The following is a 20,768-nucleotide window of genomic DNA, read 5'->3' on the forward strand; positions in this document are numbered from 1 at the left end:
AGTCATCCGAGCAGACGACCGCTCGCTGTTCACGAGTCGTATCTGACAAACACGTCATCAGCCGCCATCCGTTCGGAAACCCGCTCGTGATCCTCCGGCGAATCGATCGAGTATGTTTCGCGGTCTGTCTCGACTACGTGGACGGGGTGGCCGTGCTCAAGCAGGCGTAACATATCGATTGACTCCGCGGCCTCCAAAGGCGTTTCCTCAAGTTGGGTGTACTTACGGAGGAGTTCGCGCTCAAACGGGACCACACACACCTGGTGAAAAACCGGGACAGATCCGTATCCAGTTGAACGGAGGTATGGAATGGGTGCACGGGTGAAGTATAGTGCCGCCCCGCTCTCATCGACGACTATCTTAATGCTGTTCGGATCCCGATGTATCTGCTCGTCCCGTATCGGTCTCCCGAGGTTAGCTACTCCGACATCCTCGCGCTCTTGTACTGCCGAAACAGCTTCGTCTATCATTTCCGGAGTGATCAGTGGCTCATCAACGTGTACTGCAACAATGATGTCTGCGTCAAAAGACTCTGCCGCCTCTGCGACGCGATCGGTTCCCCGCTTATGGACTCCAGTGTCAATAGCCTCGCCACCGAATGATTCTGTCGCGTCCCGGATTTCAGAGTCGGGCGTGGCAACGTATGTCTCGTCGACTGACGGACTCAGCTGACACCGTCGATAGACGTGCTCCACCATCGGCAGTCCCCGGATGTCACAGAGGGGCTTTCCGGGGTATCGAGTAGAATCCATCCGAGCAGGAATGACAGCTGCGACTTGCATACAATCAACTACCCCATACTGAAACATAGGTAGTTTGGCTGTTGGCCATTCGATACGGGCTACTTCTTGAGTCGACCCCGGTCGACCAACTCTCAAGTACCGCTCCGGCTGAGAGGAGTTGGTGCACTCACTCCTTGACGCGAAGCATCGTGAGGTGCTTGAGGACGGGGTGAACGATAAAGTACGTCTCCCCCTCATCGGTCCGTTGGGGCCGCCTGTCGAGTTCTCCCGTTTCCTCGTACTGCGAAAGGACGTCGACCAGGAGGCGCGACCGAATCCACGGATCGTAGTACAGATCCAGTGTCTCGGGATTCTCGGGAGGGGGATACACCTGCTGGCCGACAACTGGCCCTTGGTCAATCTGCTCATTCATAATAAATGCCGTCGCCCCACATTGTCCGTCCGCGAGAAGCGAGTAATAGACGGTCGTGCTGCCCCGGTAGTCGGGCAGTATCCCAGCGTGCACGTGCAGAAACTCTGGTCCAACGGTGAGCACGTCACCGTCCAGGATCACCCCGCCCGGCCCCGAATATACCAGCAGATCCTGATCGAGCTCCCCCACGGCTGCGACAACCGCGTCGTCGTTGGGGTTCAAGGTTTCGACAGTCTGGTAGGGCACACCGGCGTCGTCGAAGCGCTCTCGAACGGACCGGTTGGTCTCTAAGTCCGGATCTTCGGGCAGGACTGCGTCGTCGTTGCTGTCGTCGTCGGACGCGTCCTCGGACTGACGGCGGCGTTGCTCGGCCGTCTCGGTCATCGAGTCGACCAGACAGATCGCAGTTTCGGGCAACAGGTCGTTTCGTTCCAGCACATCCAGGTAGATCCGACTCCGATTCGACGGCGCAGCGAGCATGGCAACGTTCGACATCACGTCGCTCATTGCTCTACCCCCACAGACGTCGCGAGCGCCTGCATGGCATCGCGTTCGACAGCCAGCGCGAGATACGTCACCGCAAGCGTCCCCTGGTCGTCGATCGACTCGTGCCTCGAAGAGAGCAGGTCGCCGAGTTTGAGTGCCACGTTTAGGTACTTGAGGTTCCCCGTGCGTTCGTGTGAGACGAGCGCGACGAGCGAAAGGAGCGGATACGCGACGCACGGCGCAGGCTCGTCGTCGATCGGGTCCATGTCACTGTCGTATCTGGCAGAGAGGCGCTTGTCGACCTCGTACCGTTTGGTCAGGCAGTCGAGCCATGTTCTAGCGATCTCCCCATTGAGCGGTCGGTCGCCGGGATAGCCGAGCAGGGACGCCTCGAGTTCGACTGTCTCAATCTGATCGACCTGGTCCCGGTCCGGGACCTGTCCGAACGCCGCTGTGAATTCGGTGACATCCGATTTCGTGCGCGACTCCAATCTCGGGAGTGACCGTTCAATCTCCCGGGAGGGGTCCGTTCCGACCGCCTCGAGGAGGCCCCGCCAGTGGGAGGCGTCAGACGAACAACGCCCGGAGACAGACGCCTCGATACTGTCGAGGACGGACGCTCTGTCTCGTTCGTACGCGTCGAGAAACGGGCGGCCGTGTACCTCGCTGTACTCGTAGCTTTCCGGTTCTTCAAGCAGATCACGGTCGGTGTACTCGTACGGGATGTTCGGTGTCATGGGAACGGTGAGTCGTCGGGAAGTGCGTCCAGAATGCGGTCGGCGAGCACGTCCGGGTCCGTCGGTGGGTCGTCGTTTTCGAGGACGAGATCGGGGTCTTCCGGCGTTTCGAACGGGATGTCGACGCCGACGACGTTTTCGATCTCGCCCCGTTCGGCCCTGGCATAGAGGTCTTTCGCGTCGCGTCGCTTGAGCGTCTCCATCGGGACCTCGAGGTACACCTCGAAGTACGACGAGAGGTTCTGGCGGTTCCACTGACGGTGTTCCTTGAACAGTGAGAGGACACAACAGACCGCGTGGATGCCCTGATCGTCGAGGAGTTTCCCGAGACGACAGTACCGCCAGCCGTTCTCGTACCGGGCTTTCTCCGTGTGTCCGATGTCGTCTCCCCAGACCTCTCGGAGGTGGTCTCCGTCGAGAAAGAGGACGTCGTTTCGCTCGCGTTTAATCTTTTTGTAGAGTTCGTGACCGACTGTCGTCTTCCCCGCAGACGAGAGTCCGACGAGCCAGAGTATCATCCTGCTATCTATCCGGAAAACTCCGACCGGTCGATATTAAGCGTACCGTCCTCCGTCGGCGTGCATACGGAGCGAGCGATGTCGAGGTCGCGTGGCGTGTCTATCTCGACCCACCCGCCCTGGATTCGGGCTGCGTGGACCGGCACGTCACGCTCGATCATCCCCTGGAGGAGATCCGTCATGTGGATGTCCTCGAAGGACCGTTTGGTCCCCGTCGATCGGACGCCCTCCGCTTCGGCGCGTTCCAGCGCCGCGTACGTCTCGCGGAGGCGATCAATCCCCGCCGGGGAGAATTTCATCAGTCCGATGTACTGGGCCTCGGGTGCGTCGATCGACTCAACCCTCTCTCCGATAGACGTTATCCGATCGCCGTCGAAGGCGAGGCTCTCGGCGTCTTCGACGGGTTCCTCGTGGCGGCGCGTCCAGTAGGACTGCCAGTCCTCGTCGACGGCGACGACGACATCGCGTGGGTCTTCGAGGACCGTTTTGAGCACTGTCGGCGTATAGAGGATGTCACTGTATGAGATGACGACTGTCCCCTCCAGCGAGTCCGATCCACACCAGAGCGACCGCACCATATCCGTGTTCGCGTAGTCCGGGTTCCGGTGGATCGTGACATCGTCGTCGACCTGGTCGTCGATGCTGTCACCGAGGTATCCAGTGACGACCGCCCGATCCTCGATACCGGTGTGTCGAGCGGTGTCCAGCAACCAGCTCAGAAGCGACCGGTCTGCGACGGAAACCATCGCTTTCGGTTTGTCGTCTGTGATCGGGCGGAGACGAGTACCTTGACCGGCGGCCAGACAGAGCCAGGTGACGGCGTCGGCTACCACGTAAATTCCCCCTCTAGAAAGCGCGTGACGAGTCGGTCGAGCGGCTCGCGATCCGGGAGTGGTCGCTCCGGGTGCCACTGTATCGTGAGGACCGGTCGGTCGGGGTGATACAGCCCCTCGACGATCCGACCGCCGTCCGCGAAGGCATACTGTTCGAGTGGTGGTGCAACACCCTCGGGTGTAACGCCCATGTCGTGATATGAGTTGACAGTGAGCGACTCACCGACCATCGAACGGAACGGCTCTTCTTCTATCCGCATCCCGTGCTCCGTCCCTGCGTGTGCCCCGTGGTCTACGTGTTCTTCCACGGCGACGATGTCACCGCCGTAGTAAGAATTGACGAACTGGTGGCCGCGACACACACCCAGCACTGGAATGCCCTCCTCGACCACACTGTCGATGAGTGCCCGCTCGGTCCGGTCACGGGGTCGATGTGAGCCGATGTCTTCACCGTTGGTCAACACCAGCGCATCCGGTGTGACGTCCTCGACGACTGTCGACGGATCCGTGTGGGTGTTGGCAACCGGGATCACGGTTATCCCGTGGTCGTCCAGGTAGGAACTCCAGTCGCGGCTGAGTGAATCGCGGAGTTCGCCCGTTGCCGGGTCACGGATCGAACGCATCGTGGCTAGAATACAGCTCATGTTAGTTGATTTTCTCGAAGGTCCCGTCGGCACAGTTGAGTTCGACGACCTCAGCCCCGGTAATATCTTCATAAACGACCTCGCCACAACCTATCGCAGCTGGGAGCCCGAACTCGGCAGCTCTGATCGCCATGTGTGAGGCGACGCCGCCGTACTTCGTGATGAGACCGGCGATGTCCGAGCCGAATATCCAGTCGTAGCCGGGATCGGCCGACGGGATCATCGCGATGCGTCCGTTCAACTCGTCAGGACTCAGGTCTTCGCGTACCTCGACCTGAACGACAGGTGCCCTGGCGGTCTCGTTGGTGATGTAGTTGGGCTGTTCGGACTTGACTTCGAACGCCCGCACCTCCGATGAATCCCGGATCACGGGTGGAAGCGTGATGCGGTCCTGGATCTGTGCGCGCTTGCTACGGTAATTGATAGTTCGGTCGAACTCACGTGACAGTACCGGTGAGGGGTTGGTCGTTGCGGACTGGCAGATTTCCTCGAACGTGAGAGCGGCCAATTCGTCCGGTTCGAGGTCGTGATACTCTCTTCCGCCCCGACGAAGTAACGTGAGTGCCGCCGAGAGGTTCTTCGTGAACTCAAACTTTGCCAGTTCGCGAAGCGGGATCGACTCGGTGATGAACGAGATCAGTTCGTCGACGGTGAACGTGAATCCCTCGTCCCGAATGAGTGCTCGAATCCGGTCGCGCGAGTCCTCGAAAACCGCCTCCGCCTCCGGAGATAGCGTCGGACTCCACTCGGTCAACTCTGACTCGCGGTCCCGCTCGAGTGCCAGCGGATCCGCATCGAGGCCCCCGTCCACGTCGAAGTACCCGGAAGGATCCTCGTCGTACCGGGGCGAACAGATGTCGTAGGTTCCGGGCCTGAGATGACCGTATTGCGTGAGAAAGTCCGATTCGTCAAGTTCCCCCTCGCGCAGTAGCTGCATGTCTGTCGCCAGTTCCTGAGCGATGGTTGGAACCCCCTCCGATATCGTCTCTATCTCTTCGTCGGTGAGGACGCCCCGCTCGCCGAGAGACCGGAGAAACACGGTTCCGATGAATGCATAGCGGGCGAGAATCGAAAACGGGAGTGTCCCGAACTCGCGGGCGTCGTCGAGAAGGTGAGTGACGCATCTGATGGTGTCAGACCAGGTCTCCCACTCGTCGTCGAGTAACTGCTGTCGCCGGTCGGCCAGTCGCACGAGGCGGTCACACTGCGTTGCGATCGGTGCAACGTCCCCGGTGACGATGTCGTCGGTGAGTTCCCGCAGGTGCCGTCGCAGCGTCGCTATTTCCTCGTCTGTAAACCCGGCGTCTTCGAGTTGTTCCCGGCGCTCGTCGAATGCAAAGTCCAAGCACGTGAACGCGACATCGAATTCGACTTTGTCCTGCAGGTCTGGCTCTGCGGAGAGTCGGTCGACGTAGTGTTCTACGAGTCGACAGCCCAGGTCGTCCGGGAGCGTCGCTGGGAGAAAGCTGTTAAAGTCGACGAGTGTGTCGATGTACGGTCTGCCAGCGAGCGTCACCATCAGTGGCTCGGGCCGGACGTCCCGATAGCCGGACTCTGCGCGAGCCCGCGCCCACACGTCGTCAGTAATCAGGTACTCGTAGAGTGAGGTGGCGAGTAGATCCGGTTCGGTCCCAATCATTTCGGCCGGGTTCCAGTCGGGCATCACGCCGAGAACCGTGCCTTCGCCCAGCACCAGTGGACGAGACCGCTGGAGTCCTTTGATCGTTTCGGCGACACTTTCGAGTTCGTCAGTGACGTCCCGCGTGTCGTACCGGTCGGCTCCCGTGTGGACCGCGAGCGGTCGCACCTGTAGGATCGTCACCGTACCGTCGTTATCGACGACGAATTCGACATCTAACGGCGGGTCATTGAGGAGATTGCGTAGTTCTTCGACAGCCGCTCTGACGGACGCGAGGGAACTATCTCCCTCGAATGTCCTTATCCCGTCCAGTCCATGCCGAAAATACGCCGTTCGTTGACTGGATCCCTCGCCGGCCGTTACAGTGTCGGTACGCCCGGTCGTATCGTCGTAATTGATGACGGTGTACCGACCACCCGAGTCGAGGTCTCGCGTGAACGCGACGCCACTCATCGCAACGTCACTGACCTGGGGCTGGATGAGAACCTGGTCTTCGTCGGCCCGACCGGAGCCGTCCTGGAGACTCTCGACGACCCGTTTGATACTGTCTGTGAGAGCGCGTTTATCTGTCAGATCAACGTCGAGTGCGGTGTGAAACGCCCCGGCCTGTGAATCGTGCCATCCGTCCTCGACCACAGCGCTACTCCGGACGACGATGGGATCACTCGAGAACGAACTCTGTATGCGATCGACGACACCCTCAGGCGTCTGCTCCCAGGTCGCCACGTCGAAGACGACCTGGTCTAAGATATTCGCTTCCTCGAGGATACCGTCAAGACGGGCTAACGTATCGGCTTTCGTCCCGAGGAGGAATCTCCCGAGGGCGTTCTGTCTATCGTATGTCTGGACTGTCTCCTCGACTTCCAGCGCACAGACGTCGGCAGACGAAAGGGTAGCGACGACGTCGTAAAATGACGGGGCCGCCTCATTGTCGGCCCTGGACAACTCCATCACAGCAGACCGAAAGCGCTCGGTACCACGGTCCGATACCGACGCGGCGCCCAGAAGTCGCGCATCCGGCGGTTGGTCGTCCGGGACGTCCGGCTGGACGGTCCCGTCCTCGAGGAGAACGAGTTCGTCTTCGGTGAGCATTCGCTTTGCCTCCTGTGCCGCCTCATTTGTTGGGAACCGGGAGACGGCCACTGTGACGTCGCAGTCGACGTTTCGCAGTCGTGTTATCGCTTCCGGCTGGAGTAGCGTCTCGCCAGTCACGACAATAAGATCACCTTCGAGTAATTGCTGATACTGGGCCAGACCGGATATATTGCTATCATTTTCCCACTCGGAATCATAGTAGTACTCGATCTCCGGGTGCGTCTCAACGAGTTTTTCCACGTGATACCCTGCGAGACAATTTATTTCGTCGATGTCTGCTTGTTTCACGGCCTCGATCTGACTATCTATAATGGCCTGCCCTTGGGGCGTCTCTACAAGTGGGATCGGCTTGCTTTTCTGAGCGTCAAGCCGTCTGACTCCGCGTCCAGAAGCCAAGAGGAGTGCCTGAGTTGGTGACTCGTTCATTGTTTTGTCTGTGGATTTCCTGACATATTACTCTGATACCCTGAGCTAGTAGCTATTCGATATTTAGAATTGAGTTCCTTATAACAATTCCCTATTAATCAACTGAGCAAGTAGCCAACAAATCACGATAAATGAAAATATATTGAACATATTTAGAACGTCGAAGGGGTTGCTCGGGGATTGGGGTCTTCTGCCGAAACAGCCAACGCCAGTGCATCAACGCAATCATCATGGAATCCAGATGGGGAAGTGTATCGGACCCGCCCTCGTTCGCTCGTCTGTGATTCATAGACTTGGAGTTCGTTGATAAGCGTCTTCACAGACTCTGGGATCGTAATCCGTCCAGCTTCGAGTTCGGTGGTCAGGTTCTCGATCAGCGTTCGTTTGTTCGCAGGCGAAAATCGGACTGGATCGACGAAGTATCCGCTGTCCTCGAGATCATGAACGATTTTGTTATCGCGAGTAGCATCGAGAACGGTCGCGCTTGGCGTGTACGTATCCGCGAAACGTTCGACTGTCTGCTGGATTCGTGTCCACGTCGTTTGCTGGAGACGCTTGAACGCTACAATCCGACCATCAGCATCGAGAACGACGATAACGGTCCAGTCTTCAACACGGGCAAAGTTGACGCCGATCGCATACGGTCCGGTGCTTTCAGCGGCGCTCATAGGAAGAAAATATGACTCAACATTGCGTTTGCGTATGTTCTGGAAGACACCACTCGCATCGTCAACAAACTTCGCGAGATATTCCTGTTCAAATACACAGTCCGGCATATCGTCGCGTGCAGCGGCCACCTCCGAATTGGGGATATGTGGGTTCTGATGCGTTGGGACTTGGAAGCTCGCGACGTCCGGATAATCATCTGACTGCCCTCGTTTGAACCATCGATAGAACCAGTTACGGCCCTTCGGGGTCCCGATAGCAATCATATCCTCCTGGGAATCCGAAAGCGTCGGTCGAAGTTCCTCAGCCCACGCCCGCTCGGGAACAGATGCACTCTCGTCGATAATGAGGAAGTCAACACCGCCTCCACGAAGAGAGTCTTCGCGCTCAGCCGATCGAAACGAATTTTAGAACCGTTCATTAGCTGCAGTGCGCGTGGCTTCGCCCGTTTGGGCTTGTCAGCGAGAATAGCCGGCGACAGTAGTGGCATCATTTTATCGAAGCCATAGTGGTTGGCATCGTCATAGGTGGGCCCGCACCACCAAACATTGGATCCAGGGTTCTCAAGCGCACGCTGGAGACCATGATGAGCGCACATCTCGGACTTTCCCCACCGGCGGCCACAGGCAACAATTCGGAACCGTGCCGGATGGTCCATGATAGCCTGTTGCCCGGGATGAGGTTGACACAATGTTCTGAGGATACGCTGCTGATCCTTGGTGTCCATCGTGTCGTCAGAACCCGCGTCACTCATCGTTTTCACCTCCTGACGAGTCGATTTCGATCGATGATGGTGCCGACGTGAATCCGAGATCTTCGTAGTCGACATCGCCAGTCGTGGTGGTAGGTAACGATTGGTCGTCACCGTCACGGACAGTCTGATACGCGACGTCAAGATTCCGCGATTGCATCTCCACGTCAACCGATGACTGCTTCGGTTCTCGATGCTGAGCACCGAGGTCGGCAAGCCAGTCGTTCCAGTCCATAACAATATCCCAGGCTGCTTTCGTTGCCTTCCAGTCGTCTTCATCAAGTAGCTCCTCGGTGATTGTCTCGAAGAGAACTCGCGTCGTCAGTTTCGCATCGGCACCAAGATGGGCATCAATCGCCTGCTTGAGGCGAGTCATGTCCCTCGAGATCGTCGAACGATGCACACCGAATCGTTCAGCCTCGCGGGCCTGTGTAATAGCATACGGTGAACCAGCCTCGCGGATACGATGCAACAGCGCGGCTCTGCGTTCGTGGTGTGTGTACTCTTCAATCGGCTTGTTTTCGGGCAGTTTGAGTGCCGTGTAGTTCGGTAAATCTTCGGTCATGAGTTGCACCTCGTTGTAGTTCTGTCACTTCCGAGAAGCTCGATCAACTCGAATAACTCCCGGCGAGTCAGTGTGTTCGTATCTGCTGGCTTGAACGCTCTCTTGACGCACTTGCAGCTGGGCGGGAGGCTGTCAGTCGCCCATTGTTCGCGAGCGTTCTCGGACATCAATCGGGGGACTCACCCCCGTAGCAGCGGTCCGCCAATCCCACTCGCTCCTGCTTGCGGTATCACTCCCGGAGCTATCAATCCCGCCGCAGCGTTCAGGTTCACGAATCGCCAACGCCCACCTATTAGATACCTCATAAGCGTCCGTTGGCGATTCATCGCCGATGTCGACAATACCCCGCGTCGGGAGCCCGTCGTCGCTGTAAAGCGTCGCGCCGTGCTCACCCGTACCTTCGAGTGCGTCGGCGAGGTCACCCTCGCGGAGTGCGTCGAACGCCTGACGAATATGTTCTTTCGAGCAATCGACAGCGTCGACGATCTCTCGGGCGGTGAGCGACCCGGGCGCATCACGCAGCTCGTCAACGACGGCCTCCTGAAGATCGGTGTAGAGCCACTCGACGCCGGGCACTTCGACATCGACGAAGCCAGTCGGCGCGGCGTCAGTCCACAGGTAGACGGTCGCGGTCGCGTCGGGATTGTCGGGGCTCCGTGCGTATCGGCCGCCAGCCTGGGCGACGTGGTTCTCGCGAACACTCGCAAGGATGGCCGCCGCCTTATCGGCATCCGATCCCTCGAACCCACGACCTCGTGCACGGTACTCGTCGCCGTCGTCGTCGACGGCCGTCTCAGGTTCGGCCATAAGGTCAAGTTCAGCAAGCAGGTCCAGCACGTAGTCATCGACGGGATCCATACAGCCGTTCACGAATCCCACGGCCTCGCCGGCGAAGTCGTTCCTCGATTTTTCCTCGCCATAGTGCATCGTTTCTGGGCTGATGCCAGCCTCACGCATTAGGCGCTGAAGGTCTTCCTCAACCTGCGCTGTCGTGATGGCGGTCCCGAAGTCTGCGCCGTACTCGGCACGAAGATGCTCGATGAGCGCGCACAGATGATCCTCGTCGAGCCACTCCTGGGCTTTCTCGCCGGAAAGTGGCCGTGTAGCGTCGCCGACTTTGACGACACGAAGGCCTCGCTCGTAGCGCCGCCAGAGACGCCGTTCTTCGGCGTCGAGCACCTCAGCGGTATCGATCCAGGGGACGGTGTTAGCCTGCCAAACCGGCACCGCGGGGTGGGCGTCAAGCCCGAGCACACTCCGGGCCGAGGAGAAGTCAGGGGTAATGCGGACCTGGCGCACATCGTTGGATTCGTCGAGTACGACAGTCACCCACTCACGGTTCCAGTCCCCATCCTCACGAGCAGCGGCATCAAGACGCGGCGGTTCGTTAGCGGTTTTGCCAACACGCCGTCCGTTGCCACGATCCTCGGACCGAAAGATAGCCCGTGCGAGTGCCGGCACGAGGACATGAGCGTCCTCGTGCTCGATGAACCACTCACGGTCGGGGTCCCGGTCGAGTGTGTAGTCAAGCGCATCGCGTTCGGTGGCGGCGTCGTCAACATAGTCCTCATGCTGGGACAGCGAGACGAGCGCCTCCCAGGTGCTCACGGGTGCGTCGATCTCCTGAAGATATGCGGTGACCGCCGTCCGAACGCGCTCGGTCGACAGCTCCATGCGGAAGTCGGGTTGCTCGTCGATGATAATGTTGTTACCGTGGCGAAGCCCGGGTGCAAACGAGAAGTTATGGGTCGCAATTACAAGTGGCCAGTCGTCCTCATCGTCAAGGTCGCCTGAGGGACCCTCATGATAGCGTTCCCACTGCGTAATGGCCTTGCAGGAGTCACCACCGCATGGGAGCTGGGCGAAATCCTGGTCGTTGTGCTTTTGGACGTACTGATGGGCGGTCGAGAAAGGGAGGCCTTTGTGCTCGCACAGTCGGTCGATGACCTGTGACGCCGGCTCATCGTCGACGGTGACGATTTGGCGGTCCTCGTCGTCGCACTCACGAACCTGCCGGGGATCGTGGTCGCCAGCACAGACTGGACAGGCCTCATGACGGCCGCGGAGGACGTGGAACTGGCCACCCTCCTCGTCAGCAACCTCGATGGCCTCGTCGCGAGCATCACAAGTTTCGAGCAGGTGAACCACCGGACGACCGCCGGTGATGTCATCGCGAGCATCCCACCGGGTACTAGAAATCTTGTAACTCTTGCCGATTGAGGTTGGGGCGTCGATGACACGGTCATCCTCGTGACGAATTACTTCTTGGATGGTGTCCCGGAGACGGTCGCGAGCGGCGTCGGTGCTGGGCCAATCAAGGCCTCGTTTCCGAGCCACGCGCTTGCGCTCGTGTGGAGCGAGCGCGTCAAGCTGGCCGATGGAAGCGTCGACATCGCACGACTGTTGATGTCGTTCTTGTCCTCCTGAAAGGCAGCATCAAGCAGTTCGGGAAGGTTTTCGTCACGGCCGTATTCGTCGTCGCCGCTTTGCTCGGGATCGTAGTACCAATCTTGGTAACCGACCTCCGAAAGCACCGAAGCGCGATAACTTCGGTCGGGTCGTTCGGGCCACTTCTGCAGGTTCGAACGGTCTATCAGCCGCTCAACGACCGCGCGGTTACCCCGACCGACCCACGAGTCCAGGCGGTTCGCAAGCCAGATCTCTGCGGACGACCGGTCGTCGAAGCCGGCGGCCCGATACCGGCCATTATAGACCTTCCTGATACGATTACCGTCATGACTGTTCTGGAACGCGCGCTCAAGACGCTTCTGGACAGTGTCGTCGTCAGGGGGGTCACCCTCATCCTTGAGGTCGATGGTCGTCGGGCCACTGTCGCCGTCCCTATCGCGACGACTGGACGCTGGGCGCATCGAATGGTTTAGGTCCTTGTCGGCAAGGGTTGCGATGTCGCGGTTCTCAACGAGATGGTAGACGCCCCCGGTCGGATGCACGGATCCAGGCGCGACGACATACCTGTTCTCGGCACGAATCTCACCGACGTTGTCGTCGACGCGGGCGTTCTGGACATCGCCGGAGTTCCGATAAGTCTCGTGGTTGCCTCGACCGGAGCCCGAGAGCATTTCGAGCGTCGGATCGGCGGTCGGCGTCGGGAAGCTATCGTCGTCGTGGTCGATGAAGACGGCGTCTTCGGTACCGTGGTCAGCCTTGCCGGCGTAGATAGCGAAGCCGCGGGCGCCTTCCTCGCGGATCTGGCGGACGGCCTCCTGGCCGTCGACGAGGAACGATCTCCCCACAGGGCTGTCGAGCTTGGCGCGGCCCTTGATAATGGGCGCCTTCCCCTCGTCATCCAGGGGCATGAGCTGCGGGATGCTGCCAAACTCGTCGACGAATCGCTCTAGGTACTCGCTGAGCATATCGGCGCGCTTGGCATCGGTCACGTCTGAAACGTCGATGGGGTTCTCGTGCTCGCCAGTCGTGTCGAATCGGTCGTCGCCAGTGGTGTCGTCGCCCCCCGGAGTGCAGTCAGCGCAGATGTAGGCATTGCCGAAGCGCTCAAGTTCCTCGGTCGTGCCACAGCGGAAGCACTCCGTCACGCCGACCACCATTAGAAACTTACCTCCGCAGACATCGAATTATCTATCGCGTTGTGTGCTGCAAAATACACATCGCTGAAAGAAGGATATCGGCCGCTATCGGTCAGTTTCGACTGGGCATGACAACTTTTAGTAAAATGCCCGGGGAGGGATCTACACCCTATCTTTACATGCCCACACTTATAGTATAAGTCATGACCGCGAACCCGGGAAAGTCGATCAAACGCCTCCGAAAGCGGATCGACGAGGCCGAGGACATGAGCCAGGACGATGCCGAAGCGCTCCGACGGATGTCGGATACGATTCGTATCCTCGGACCGTCGAAGTACTCTGATTTCGCTCACGAGAAGTACCTCATGCGAGCCGTAAAGATGGCCCAGGAAGTCGGCGGGCTCGCAGACGCCCTCGAGGACCGCGCGGCGGCTGAACAGTTCGTCGCTTGGATCAATACAGAGAAGGCCGACTCGCCAGAGACTAACAAGGACTATCGCGTCACCCTTCGCCAGTTCGGCAAACTCGCCAGCGACGATGACGACGTCGACGAAATTCCCGAGAGCATCGAATGGGTCCCTGGTGGCTATCCCAACAACTACGATCCGGCGCCGGATCCCGGAGAGATGCTCCGATGGGAACAAGACATCCTCCCGATGATCAACGCCTGTTCGAATCTTCGCGATCGCGCCCTCATCGCCTTCGCATGGGATCTCGGACCGCGTCCGTTCGAGCTGTTCGATCTGACACCGAAGCAAATCTCTGACCACAAATACGGCCTCCAGGTTACCGTCGACGGGAAGACAGGCCGGCGATCGCCCGTCCTCATCCCGTCGGTCCCCTACGTCAACCGGTGGCTCGAGGTCCATCCCGGTAGTGGAAGCGATCCGCTCTGGTGTAATCTCAACTCTGGCGACTCGATCTCGAACAATCGAATCCGAGACATCTTGAAAGAGAAGGCGCGAAAGGCTGACGTCGACCGACCCGTCACGCCCTCGTACTTCCGAAAATCCTCGGCGTCGCATCTCGCGAGTCAAGGAATCTCCCAGGCACACCTCGAGGACCATCACGGCTGGACCCGTGGGTCGGACATTGCTGCCCGCTACGTCTCGGTCTTCGCCGATGCGAACGATCGAGAGATCGCGAAGGCGCATGGGATCGACGTCCAGGAGGACGAACACGAGGACCTCGCACCGCTGGTCTGCCCTCGATGCGATCGAGAGACGCCCCGTGAAAACGAGGTCTGTGTCTGGTGCGGCCAGGCTCTCTCCCAGCGGGCGATCGACCAAGATAACGAGCTCGAGCGCCGATGGATGGAGACGGCTGGCGCGGTGGCCGAGATTGAGGACCTCTCGCTTGATGAGGTCATGGAGGCGAAGGACGCCGTCGACGAGAACGCAGCCCTTCGGCAACTGCTCCTCGAAGACGACTGACGCCATCATCTACTCGTCACCTCCGTCGGCGAGCTCGAGAACGCGTTCGATATCGTCCGAGATCGGGAGGTCAGCTTCCGCGATCCGTTCGAACAGGTCCTGTTTTTCTTCGACTGTCTTTCGTGCTTCGGCTTCGGGGTCAGGGGTTTTCGTACTCATTCGTCGGTCACCTGAGAGAGAACGTACTGCTGTTCTTTCACGGAGCGTTGCGACAGTGGGATGCACGTGATTAGCGTGTCGTCGCCGGCCACCAGGAGGACGAGATCCGTCTCCTGGTGGTAGCGAGCGTACTTTGCAGGCGGATTGATGCTCGGATACTCGACTGGGATGGCCTCGAGCCACGCGGCTCGCGGGTTCAATTTCGGTTGGGCCGAACGCTCGGTCCACCGATCGTAGGCGTGCTCCGAGACGCTAATCTCGGTGTACCGCGGTGACTGCGTGACGGTACTCATAGGGCGGTCACCCCGACAGCAATCAGGCTGATCGTCGCAAGTCCGAGCGCGATTACGAGTAGACCCAGAACTCGGGGATCGACCTGTGCGCGATCGCCGATCTGCAGGCCGCCGTCCTCTGCCTCGGCGATCATCTCGCGACGGTACACCTCCTCGAGGCTGCCGTCGCCGTCTGTGAACCACGGCTGGCGCTCGCCACAGTTGGGACAGTACCGAGCCGACGCACCGATCTCGGAGCTGCAGGCGTTGCAGGTGGTCGTGTACGAGCCACCCGTCACGGCTGGTCACCTCGCTGTTCAGTGTCCAGTTGTAATGATATTTCTAACCCGAAATCACTTCGGTGGACACAGTATAAGCCAAGATCTTCAGGCTGTGCGCTTATACAATACAACCCGCAAAATGATGATATGGGAGGGAGTAAGCGACGTCTCGTGGGTCTAGGCCTTGCATTTACCACCTTCACTGGCTTGCTTATTGGGTGGACAATTGGGCTAATAGACGCAGAATGGGTGAGCCAAGGAGAGGTCTTGGTCTTTCTCGCACTCGGCCTGCTCTTTTTAGTTAGTCTGGTCAGTGTTCTGGTCGAATTTGCACGGATTAAGCGTAATTCATCCTGATCAGTACCGTTCAACCACTGATCGACACCACCGTCGGTCGCGATCTCGCGTTCGGCTTCGTCAGCCTGTTCCTGTTTTTTCTTCGCGATGAGCTTGTTGCACTTCCCGACGAGGATCGACCGGGTGATGTCGTGTTCCTCGTGCTCGACGCGGATGAGTTCCCGGAGTCGGTCGATCTCCGCTCGAGCCAGAAGTCCATGCCACGAAATGAGGTCTTCATTCTCAACGGCACGGGCGATCGCCTCCTCGATGTCGTCTTTGCTGACACCGTCGAGTTTCCGTCCTTGGTGGACCAGATTGCTTCGACAGCCCCAGCGCGAGTCGGTGCCGGCTGGATACTTGTGGACGTTCCCGAGTACCCACTCGTAGACGTCGACTTCGCCACCATCGGCTCGCAGTTCGCTCGCGGGTTCGAACTCCCCACCATCGGGGAGTGTCTCGAGGCGACTGTCGTTTTCCTCCTCGAGTTGGTTGATGCAGCCCGAGCAGATTTCGGCACCGTACTTGTCTGGCACATACCGGAGGTCCTCGGTGCTGTGGTTGAGTGGCGTCTCGACAGTCACTCCGCAGGCGCACGTGTGACGGGAGCCGTCAAAGTACATCGAGGCGTGCCACTCGTCGCCCAGGACCCACGGCGTTCGGTCGTGGTCCGATGGAACGCCGTGACGCTGCTCGAGCGAACAGTCCCGGCACGTGCGGCGGCCGGGGGCGGTCGGCATGCCGCACAGGGTACAGTCAGTCATCGTCATCACCCGTCGCGGGTCGGGCGACCAGGATTTCGTCGTTGCCGTCATCGATGAGGATTGCATCGCCGCCGATGGTGCCGATCGCGTCGGCGACCGACCGATCGAGCGCACCGACGACCTCGTAGCGAGCTGTCATGCCGAATCACCCTGAAGCAGTTCGAGGCGATCCATCTGTTCGTGATATATCCGCGTACACTCGCCCGAATGCAGGGGATAGCCGTCTTTTGTCGACGGATGATCTCCGCTGTGGACCTCTTCGCTGCACTCCCAGCACATAGGCGGGTGGCGCGATTCAAAGGCCTCGTCGAGGCGGGCGGGATCCCTGACGCGGATAGGAATCCCCACATGGCCATGCGGGCAGGCCAGCCCGATCGCGTGGGCGGGCATGTCTGCTCGAAACTCTATGCGGAGGTCGGCATCGCACTCGGGGCAGTGGTAGATCGAGACGACGTCGCCCAGCTCGACGTAGTCGTCGGCGTCGCCCGGGTCGATCATGCTTCCACCCGCTCGGTCTCGAGCGTCCCCTGTTCGGTCTCCTCTTCCTCTTCGGTCTCGGGGACCCACGCGATCGGGACGATCTCCTCGTCGACGAACCGCGCGAAGGTCTCGATCGACCAGTCCGCGGGTTCCCAGATCGCGAAGTAGCCCGAGCCGTAGACGACGAGGCGGACGAACTCGCCGTTCCAAAGCGTCGTCAACGCGACGCCAACGTCGGACTTGATCGCGTCCTTCTTCATCGCACCCTGGCCCCACTGGATCGAGACGTCGTCGCCGTTGAACTCTCGTGAGGCCATCTCGATCGTGTAGTCGCGATCGGCGTCACGCTGGTTACGAACGAACTCGGCGGGTGAGAGCACGGTCGCCTTGATCTCGACGCCGGTCCGTTTGACGAACTCCGTGAACGGCCAGTCGACCTCGAGGTGTTCGTCCCTCTTTCGTGGCGCGTGGGTGCGATCGGCGACGATCCAACCGCCGCCGGTGACGTCGGCGATCCACTCACTCGCAACTGTGCGGATGCGGGTGTCGCGCTCGATCTCGATCATGTGGCCGTCCATCGAGACGTTCTCCTCTTCTTTCGGGACGCGGCCGCCAACCGTTCCGCGCTGGACGGTGAGTTCGTCGTCGAGGTAGCTGACGGCTGACTCTACGTGGAGTGCCCGTTGCGTGTCGTGGTAGTTCTCGAGCGGCTCGTCGACGGTTTCGGTGAGGAAGGCGAGCTGGCCGGCGATCATAGCACATCGACCTCCTCGGATTCGGGGTCGATCACGTCGATCCCCATGTCCTCGACATCTGCGTGGAACTCGTCACGAAGAACGTTCGCCAGACGTGGCGTTACGGCCTCGGGCTTCGGGCCGCTGCCCAGATCTCCCTTCGAGACGGTCGGTTCGAACGTGTCGTAGCCGTTGATACTGTTGGCGTAGTGGTGCGTGCTGACACTGGCGTGGTTGAAGACCTCGACCTCTTCACCGTCCTTCTCGACCGTGATCCGGTCGCGACCGGTGAGCTCCATCAGGCGGTCACCTCCTTGTCAGCCTCGAGTTGCGCTCTTGCTTCCTCGGCGAGGTCCTCAGCTGCGAACAGCATCGTACCGAAAAAGCGGCGGTCTCCATGCTGCCCGAGTTCGAAAACACCGTTGCCCTCGAAACACTCCTGGGCGTACCCAACAGGGCCGTACTTCGAGTAACCCTCTTTGGCGTTTACGCTGACGTTGCCGGTGACGTCACCGATGAGAACCGCAGGTTGATCGCCGTCCCAGTCCGCTGCGAGCTCGCCGATCATGTCGGCGTACTCCTCGAGGGTCATTACCTGGGTCGTCATGTCCGATCACCCCCGTTGTACCCGACGCCGATAACGTAGTTTGTCGCGAGCCAGGCGTCGTCGCTCTCTCCCGTGACGAGGTAGCGATGTGCGCCGAGCATCGGGCCGCCTTCGAGTAGTTCGGGCATCTCTTCGCGTGCCTCGGCGTCGTCGAACTCCTGGGCTATTTGCAGGTGCTTGACCAGGGTCGCCGATTCGTCGACGTCGTCGTCCTCTCTCGTGTGGGCACGATCGACGTTCTTCATCGGAATCCCTCCACGTCGATCGTTTCCCGAGACCAGAGGTAGGCCTCGTCAGGATTCTCTCGATCCTGGAGCCAGAACCGGCCGTGGACGTCGACTGCGCTTTCAACGCGCGGTGGCTCGCCGGTCAGGCGCTGAATGCAGACCTTGAGGTAGTTCTTCGGTGAGGGTCGTGTGTCGGTACGTTTACTGTCGTGCCGGGCGTTGTCCCGGCTGGCTGGGTCGTCCATAGGCATCCTGTGTTGATCCAGTCCGCGGGCTGCCGGGGCGCGGTTTGATTGGTACTTGGGTCGCGCTCCGGCGTGTGCCGCGAGTGGGTGATTGTGCTGTTGGTTCTGATATACACTAAAAGTATCCTGCCTCATTTCCGAAAAGGCGCAACTCGGTAGGCGGTAGTTACCGCCACTGAGGAACGTCTTAACAGTTAATTCGGGATTTTGGCAGAACGCTGAGTATGACTGACTGTCAGTATAAACTGACTGTTTCGATCGTGTAGGGGGTCTCTTACGAAACCCCGCTGGGTTGTGGGTTTGCATGCGATAGGTGTGTTCCTGGGCCGGGCGCTGATGACGCCCGGCTCACTGCGATTTAGTTCTGAGCTGTTGCTTCACCGGGACTGTCTCCCTCTCCGAGGTCTTCTTCAGAACGATGGCGGTCGACGTATTCTTGGGCGGCCTCTTGGATGATCGCGGAGCGGCTTACCCGGTTTCCCGGAGAACTTCGCTCGTGAGCGATCTCGTCGAGGTCGGCCTTCAAATCCTCGTCGAGGTAAATGCTCGTCTCTGCCATCACTACCTTCTATTGTTCTATTGGACTAATAGTTTATGGTGCCAATTGGGCACACAACAGACCTAGATTTATAATCTACTAGGCTAATCGTCTACTATATGAGCGAGGACATGAAGACGGTCAGCATCTACGCGCCGGAGGACCTTGTCGATGATTTCGACGACAAGGTTTGGCAGATGAAGGCCGATGGTGAGATCGACCGCGACGCCTCAAGAAGTGAGGTCATCCGCCACTTGATGGGGGAATGGGCAGAGGGAAACTCGACGTCATGTTCGACAGCGATAGTGACAGCTAACTAAGCAGTCAGAAACACGAAATCGAGATCAACACTCGCCTCGAGGTCGGGATCGGTCACGGCATACCGCCGGTTTCTCGTCGCACCTTTGCGCTCGATCAAGTCGTATTTTTCGAGTTTCTCAAGATAGTTTCGCACCTGCCGCCAAGTCACCGGATCACGGTGGCGATCGGCGTAGATCTCCTCGGAATGCAAGCTGTAGATTTCCTCCAGAACTGGCTTTCGGACCGTCGGTCCAACCCGACGAATTAACTCATAGATCACGCGGTGACTGTACGATAGGCTCCCGAGATTCGACTCGCGCATTTTCGCCTTCGCCCGCGGGAAGCAGTCGTCGACGTCCCGATCAGTGACGGTATCGTGACCGCGCTCCGTCGCGATCTCGGCGGCAGCCCACACGGCTTTGATCCCGTACCGCGCAACCCCGTTGGTCTCATCCGCAATTCGGTTCCGTTGACCAGCGGTGAACGCATCGTAGTTCAGCCCCTTTCGGATCCGTGGCTCGAGGATCTCGACAAGTTCGTCAGTGCTGTAGGGGGTAAACCGAATCGTCGAGTCGAGTTCGAAGTTGCCGATGACCGTATTATTTAGATTCCCTAACCACTCGGTCCGGCCGTGGGTGATAACGATCACGGAGACACCCTCGATATCCGCAAAATCGGCGAGGATTTCGTGATCGGCGATCGAGTCGGCCTCGTCAAGGACGAGAATATACGGGTCGCCGTCGACGACACGCTCGAGCGCGGCTTTCAACCGACTCGGTCGCCAGTTCAGGTGGACGGTGATATCGTCGGGGTGTTTCGCCGCGGCTTCCTCCAGGAGCATGTTGCGCGTCTTATCGCCACAGCTGATCTCGGCCCACTTTGTATCGGAGTAGTTCGGCAGCTTTCGTGTGAGAAAGTGGCGGGTAGTCGCAGTCTTTCCGACACCACTCGAGCCATAGATTAGGACGTCCTCACCTTCGTCGCCGTGGGTGGTCGGGCCGAGCCGGCGTGAGAGATGTTCAAGTTCGTCGTTCCGGTTTGGGAGCTCCGTAGGCGGCCACGAATCTTTGAAGACGTCCGTTCTCGAAATCATAACCATCCTATTTGTAGACACGTGTAAAAGGCGTATCGTGCCTCGTTTCCGAAAAGGGACTTACGACCAACGACGATTGTGTTGGAAGGCTTGAAGACAGTCTGGGCCTAACGGAGGGAGGTACCAGAGGAAAACTGCATGGCTGAGGAAACCGACGATCAGCAACGTGATATTGTCTATATCTCTGAACGCCGCCACGTCTACCACACGGACCCGGATTGCCATACATTGGACCGGGC

At 59.2% G+C, this 20,768-nt stretch carries 26 protein-coding genes and 1 pseudogene; 2 read left to right on the forward strand and 25 right to left on the reverse strand.

Annotated elements, in window-relative coordinates:
• Window positions 1-29: 29 nt before the first annotated feature.
• From kdsB to HYG82_RS23715, 12 genes and pseudogenes are all read right to left on the reverse strand, one after another.
• Window positions 30-782 (reverse strand): 3-deoxy-manno-octulosonate cytidylyltransferase, encoded by a 753-nt coding sequence (gene kdsB, locus HYG82_RS23665; RefSeq protein ID WP_179259591.1) that lies wholly within the window; start codon window positions 780-782, stop codon window positions 30-32.
• A 127-nt stretch (window positions 783-909) separates the two neighbouring features.
• Window positions 910-1,662, reverse strand: a complete 753-nt coding sequence (locus tag HYG82_RS23670; RefSeq protein ID WP_179259592.1) for a formyltransferase family protein — start codon at window positions 1,660-1,662, stop codon at window positions 910-912.
• Entirely contained in the window at window positions 1,659-2,378 is a 720-nt protein-coding gene (locus HYG82_RS23675; RefSeq protein WP_179259593.1) for a hypothetical protein, read from the reverse strand. Before HYG82_RS23675 ends, HYG82_RS23670 begins: the two co-directional genes overlap by 4 nt.
• Window positions 2,375-2,896: an adenylyl-sulfate kinase gene (locus HYG82_RS23680; protein WP_179259594.1), complete on the reverse strand. Its 522-nt coding sequence runs from the start codon at window positions 2,894-2,896 to the stop codon at window positions 2,375-2,377. Before HYG82_RS23680 ends, HYG82_RS23675 begins: the two co-directional genes overlap by 4 nt.
• 8 nt (window positions 2,897-2,904) lie before the next feature.
• A complete protein-coding gene (locus tag HYG82_RS23685; protein ID WP_179259595.1) occupies window positions 2,905-3,729 on the reverse strand; it encodes a phosphocholine cytidylyltransferase family protein in 825 nt (274 codons plus the stop codon).
• Window positions 3,723-4,373 carry a gamma-glutamyl-gamma-aminobutyrate hydrolase family protein gene (locus HYG82_RS23690; RefSeq protein ID WP_179259596.1) on the reverse strand — a complete coding sequence of 217 codons (651 nt, stop codon included), beginning with the start codon at window positions 4,371-4,373 and terminating at the stop codon, window positions 3,723-3,725. Before HYG82_RS23690 ends, HYG82_RS23685 begins: the two co-directional genes overlap by 7 nt.
• A gap of 1 nt (window position 4,374) precedes the next feature.
• Window positions 4,375-7,533: a PEP-utilizing enzyme gene (locus HYG82_RS23695; RefSeq protein WP_179259597.1), complete on the reverse strand. Its 3,159-nt coding sequence runs from the start codon at window positions 7,531-7,533 to the stop codon at window positions 4,375-4,377.
• 152 nt (window positions 7,534-7,685) lie between these two features.
• Complete coding sequence (locus HYG82_RS23700) at window positions 7,686-8,201, reverse strand: phage terminase large subunit family protein (protein WP_235217807.1); 516 nt, start codon at window positions 8,199-8,201, stop codon at window positions 7,686-7,688.
• A 48-nt stretch (window positions 8,202-8,249) separates the two neighbouring features.
• Window positions 8,250-8,588: pseudogene (locus HYG82_RS44560) on the reverse strand (terminase large subunit domain-containing protein); the annotation flags it as partial.
• A 357-nt stretch (window positions 8,589-8,945) separates the two neighbouring features.
• A complete protein-coding gene (locus HYG82_RS23705; protein ID WP_179259599.1) occupies window positions 8,946-9,515 on the reverse strand; it encodes a hypothetical protein in 570 nt (189 codons plus the stop codon).
• A 132-nt stretch (window positions 9,516-9,647) separates the two neighbouring features.
• The gene (locus HYG82_RS23710; protein ID WP_179259600.1) at window positions 9,648-11,852 is read right to left on the reverse strand and encodes a hypothetical protein; all 2,205 of its coding nucleotides are present in this window, start codon (window positions 11,850-11,852) and stop codon (window positions 9,648-9,650) included.
• Window positions 11,774-13,081, reverse strand: coding sequence for a bifunctional DNA primase/polymerase (locus HYG82_RS23715; RefSeq protein WP_179259601.1), 1,308 nt, complete (start codon window positions 13,079-13,081; stop codon window positions 11,774-11,776). Before HYG82_RS23715 ends, HYG82_RS23710 begins: the two co-directional genes overlap by 79 nt.
• A 182-nt stretch (window positions 13,082-13,263) precedes the next feature.
• Between HYG82_RS23715 and HYG82_RS23720 the strand changes: the two genes are divergently transcribed.
• Window positions 13,264-14,493 (forward strand): site-specific integrase, encoded by a 1,230-nt coding sequence (locus tag HYG82_RS23720; RefSeq protein WP_179259602.1) that lies wholly within the window; start codon window positions 13,264-13,266, stop codon window positions 14,491-14,493.
• Window positions 14,494-14,502: 9 nt separating this feature from the next.
• Here HYG82_RS23720 and HYG82_RS23725 read toward each other — a convergent pair whose 3' ends face one another.
• From HYG82_RS23725 to HYG82_RS23780, 12 genes are all read right to left on the reverse strand, one after another.
• Window positions 14,503-14,652 (reverse strand): hypothetical protein, encoded by a 150-nt coding sequence (locus HYG82_RS23725; RefSeq protein ID WP_179259603.1) that lies wholly within the window; start codon window positions 14,650-14,652, stop codon window positions 14,503-14,505.
• Window positions 14,649-14,945, reverse strand: coding sequence for a hypothetical protein (locus tag HYG82_RS23730; protein ID WP_179259604.1), 297 nt, complete (start codon window positions 14,943-14,945; stop codon window positions 14,649-14,651). The genes HYG82_RS23725 and HYG82_RS23730 overlap by 4 nt, the downstream gene beginning before the upstream one ends.
• Window positions 14,942-15,223, reverse strand: coding sequence for a hypothetical protein (locus HYG82_RS23735; RefSeq protein WP_179259605.1), 282 nt, complete (start codon window positions 15,221-15,223; stop codon window positions 14,942-14,944). The genes HYG82_RS23730 and HYG82_RS23735 overlap by 4 nt, the downstream gene beginning before the upstream one ends.
• Entirely contained in the window at window positions 15,220-16,305 is a 1,086-nt protein-coding gene (locus HYG82_RS23740) for a hypothetical protein (protein ID WP_179259606.1), read from the reverse strand. Before HYG82_RS23740 ends, HYG82_RS23735 begins: the two co-directional genes overlap by 4 nt.
• Window positions 16,298-16,444, reverse strand: coding sequence for a hypothetical protein (locus tag HYG82_RS23745; protein WP_179259607.1), 147 nt, complete (start codon window positions 16,442-16,444; stop codon window positions 16,298-16,300). Before HYG82_RS23745 ends, HYG82_RS23740 begins: the two co-directional genes overlap by 8 nt.
• Window positions 16,441-16,803, reverse strand: a complete 363-nt coding sequence (locus HYG82_RS23750; protein WP_179259608.1) for a hypothetical protein — start codon at window positions 16,801-16,803, stop codon at window positions 16,441-16,443. Before HYG82_RS23750 ends, HYG82_RS23745 begins: the two co-directional genes overlap by 4 nt.
• Window positions 16,800-17,540 carry a hypothetical protein gene (locus HYG82_RS23755; RefSeq protein WP_179259609.1) on the reverse strand — a complete coding sequence of 247 codons (741 nt, stop codon included), beginning with the start codon at window positions 17,538-17,540 and terminating at the stop codon, window positions 16,800-16,802. The genes HYG82_RS23750 and HYG82_RS23755 overlap by 4 nt, the downstream gene beginning before the upstream one ends.
• Entirely contained in the window at window positions 17,537-17,818 is a 282-nt protein-coding gene (locus HYG82_RS23760; RefSeq protein ID WP_179259610.1) for a hypothetical protein, read from the reverse strand. Before HYG82_RS23760 ends, HYG82_RS23755 begins: the two co-directional genes overlap by 4 nt.
• The gene (locus HYG82_RS23765; protein WP_179259611.1) at window positions 17,818-18,126 is read right to left on the reverse strand and encodes a hypothetical protein; all 309 of its coding nucleotides are present in this window, start codon (window positions 18,124-18,126) and stop codon (window positions 17,818-17,820) included. Before HYG82_RS23765 ends, HYG82_RS23760 begins: the two co-directional genes overlap by 1 nt.
• Complete coding sequence (locus HYG82_RS23770) at window positions 18,123-18,371, reverse strand: hypothetical protein (protein ID WP_179259612.1); 249 nt, start codon at window positions 18,369-18,371, stop codon at window positions 18,123-18,125. Before HYG82_RS23770 ends, HYG82_RS23765 begins: the two co-directional genes overlap by 4 nt.
• Window positions 18,368-18,598 carry a hypothetical protein gene (locus HYG82_RS23775; RefSeq protein ID WP_179259613.1) on the reverse strand — a complete coding sequence of 77 codons (231 nt, stop codon included), beginning with the start codon at window positions 18,596-18,598 and terminating at the stop codon, window positions 18,368-18,370. Before HYG82_RS23775 ends, HYG82_RS23770 begins: the two co-directional genes overlap by 4 nt.
• A 358-nt stretch (window positions 18,599-18,956) precedes the next feature.
• Entirely contained in the window at window positions 18,957-19,157 is a 201-nt protein-coding gene (locus HYG82_RS23780; protein WP_179259614.1) for a CopG family ribbon-helix-helix protein, read from the reverse strand.
• Between the two features lie 98 nt (window positions 19,158-19,255).
• On the opposite strand from HYG82_RS23780, the gene HYG82_RS23785 reads away from it, so the two are divergent.
• A complete protein-coding gene (locus tag HYG82_RS23785) occupies window positions 19,256-19,456 on the forward strand; it encodes a ribbon-helix-helix domain-containing protein (protein ID WP_235217808.1) in 201 nt (66 codons plus the stop codon).
• Here the strand turns inward: HYG82_RS23785 and HYG82_RS23790 are convergent.
• A complete protein-coding gene (locus tag HYG82_RS23790; protein ID WP_179259615.1) occupies window positions 19,453-20,529 on the reverse strand; it encodes a Cdc6/Cdc18 family protein in 1,077 nt (358 codons plus the stop codon). The two genes, HYG82_RS23785 and HYG82_RS23790, sit on opposite strands and share 4 nt — an antisense overlap.
• Window positions 20,530-20,768 lie beyond the last annotated feature (239 nt).

Source organism: Natrinema halophilum (assembly GCF_013402815.2).
In the GTDB taxonomy this organism is placed as follows: domain Archaea; phylum Halobacteriota; class Halobacteria; order Halobacteriales; family Natrialbaceae; genus Natrinema; species Natrinema halophilum.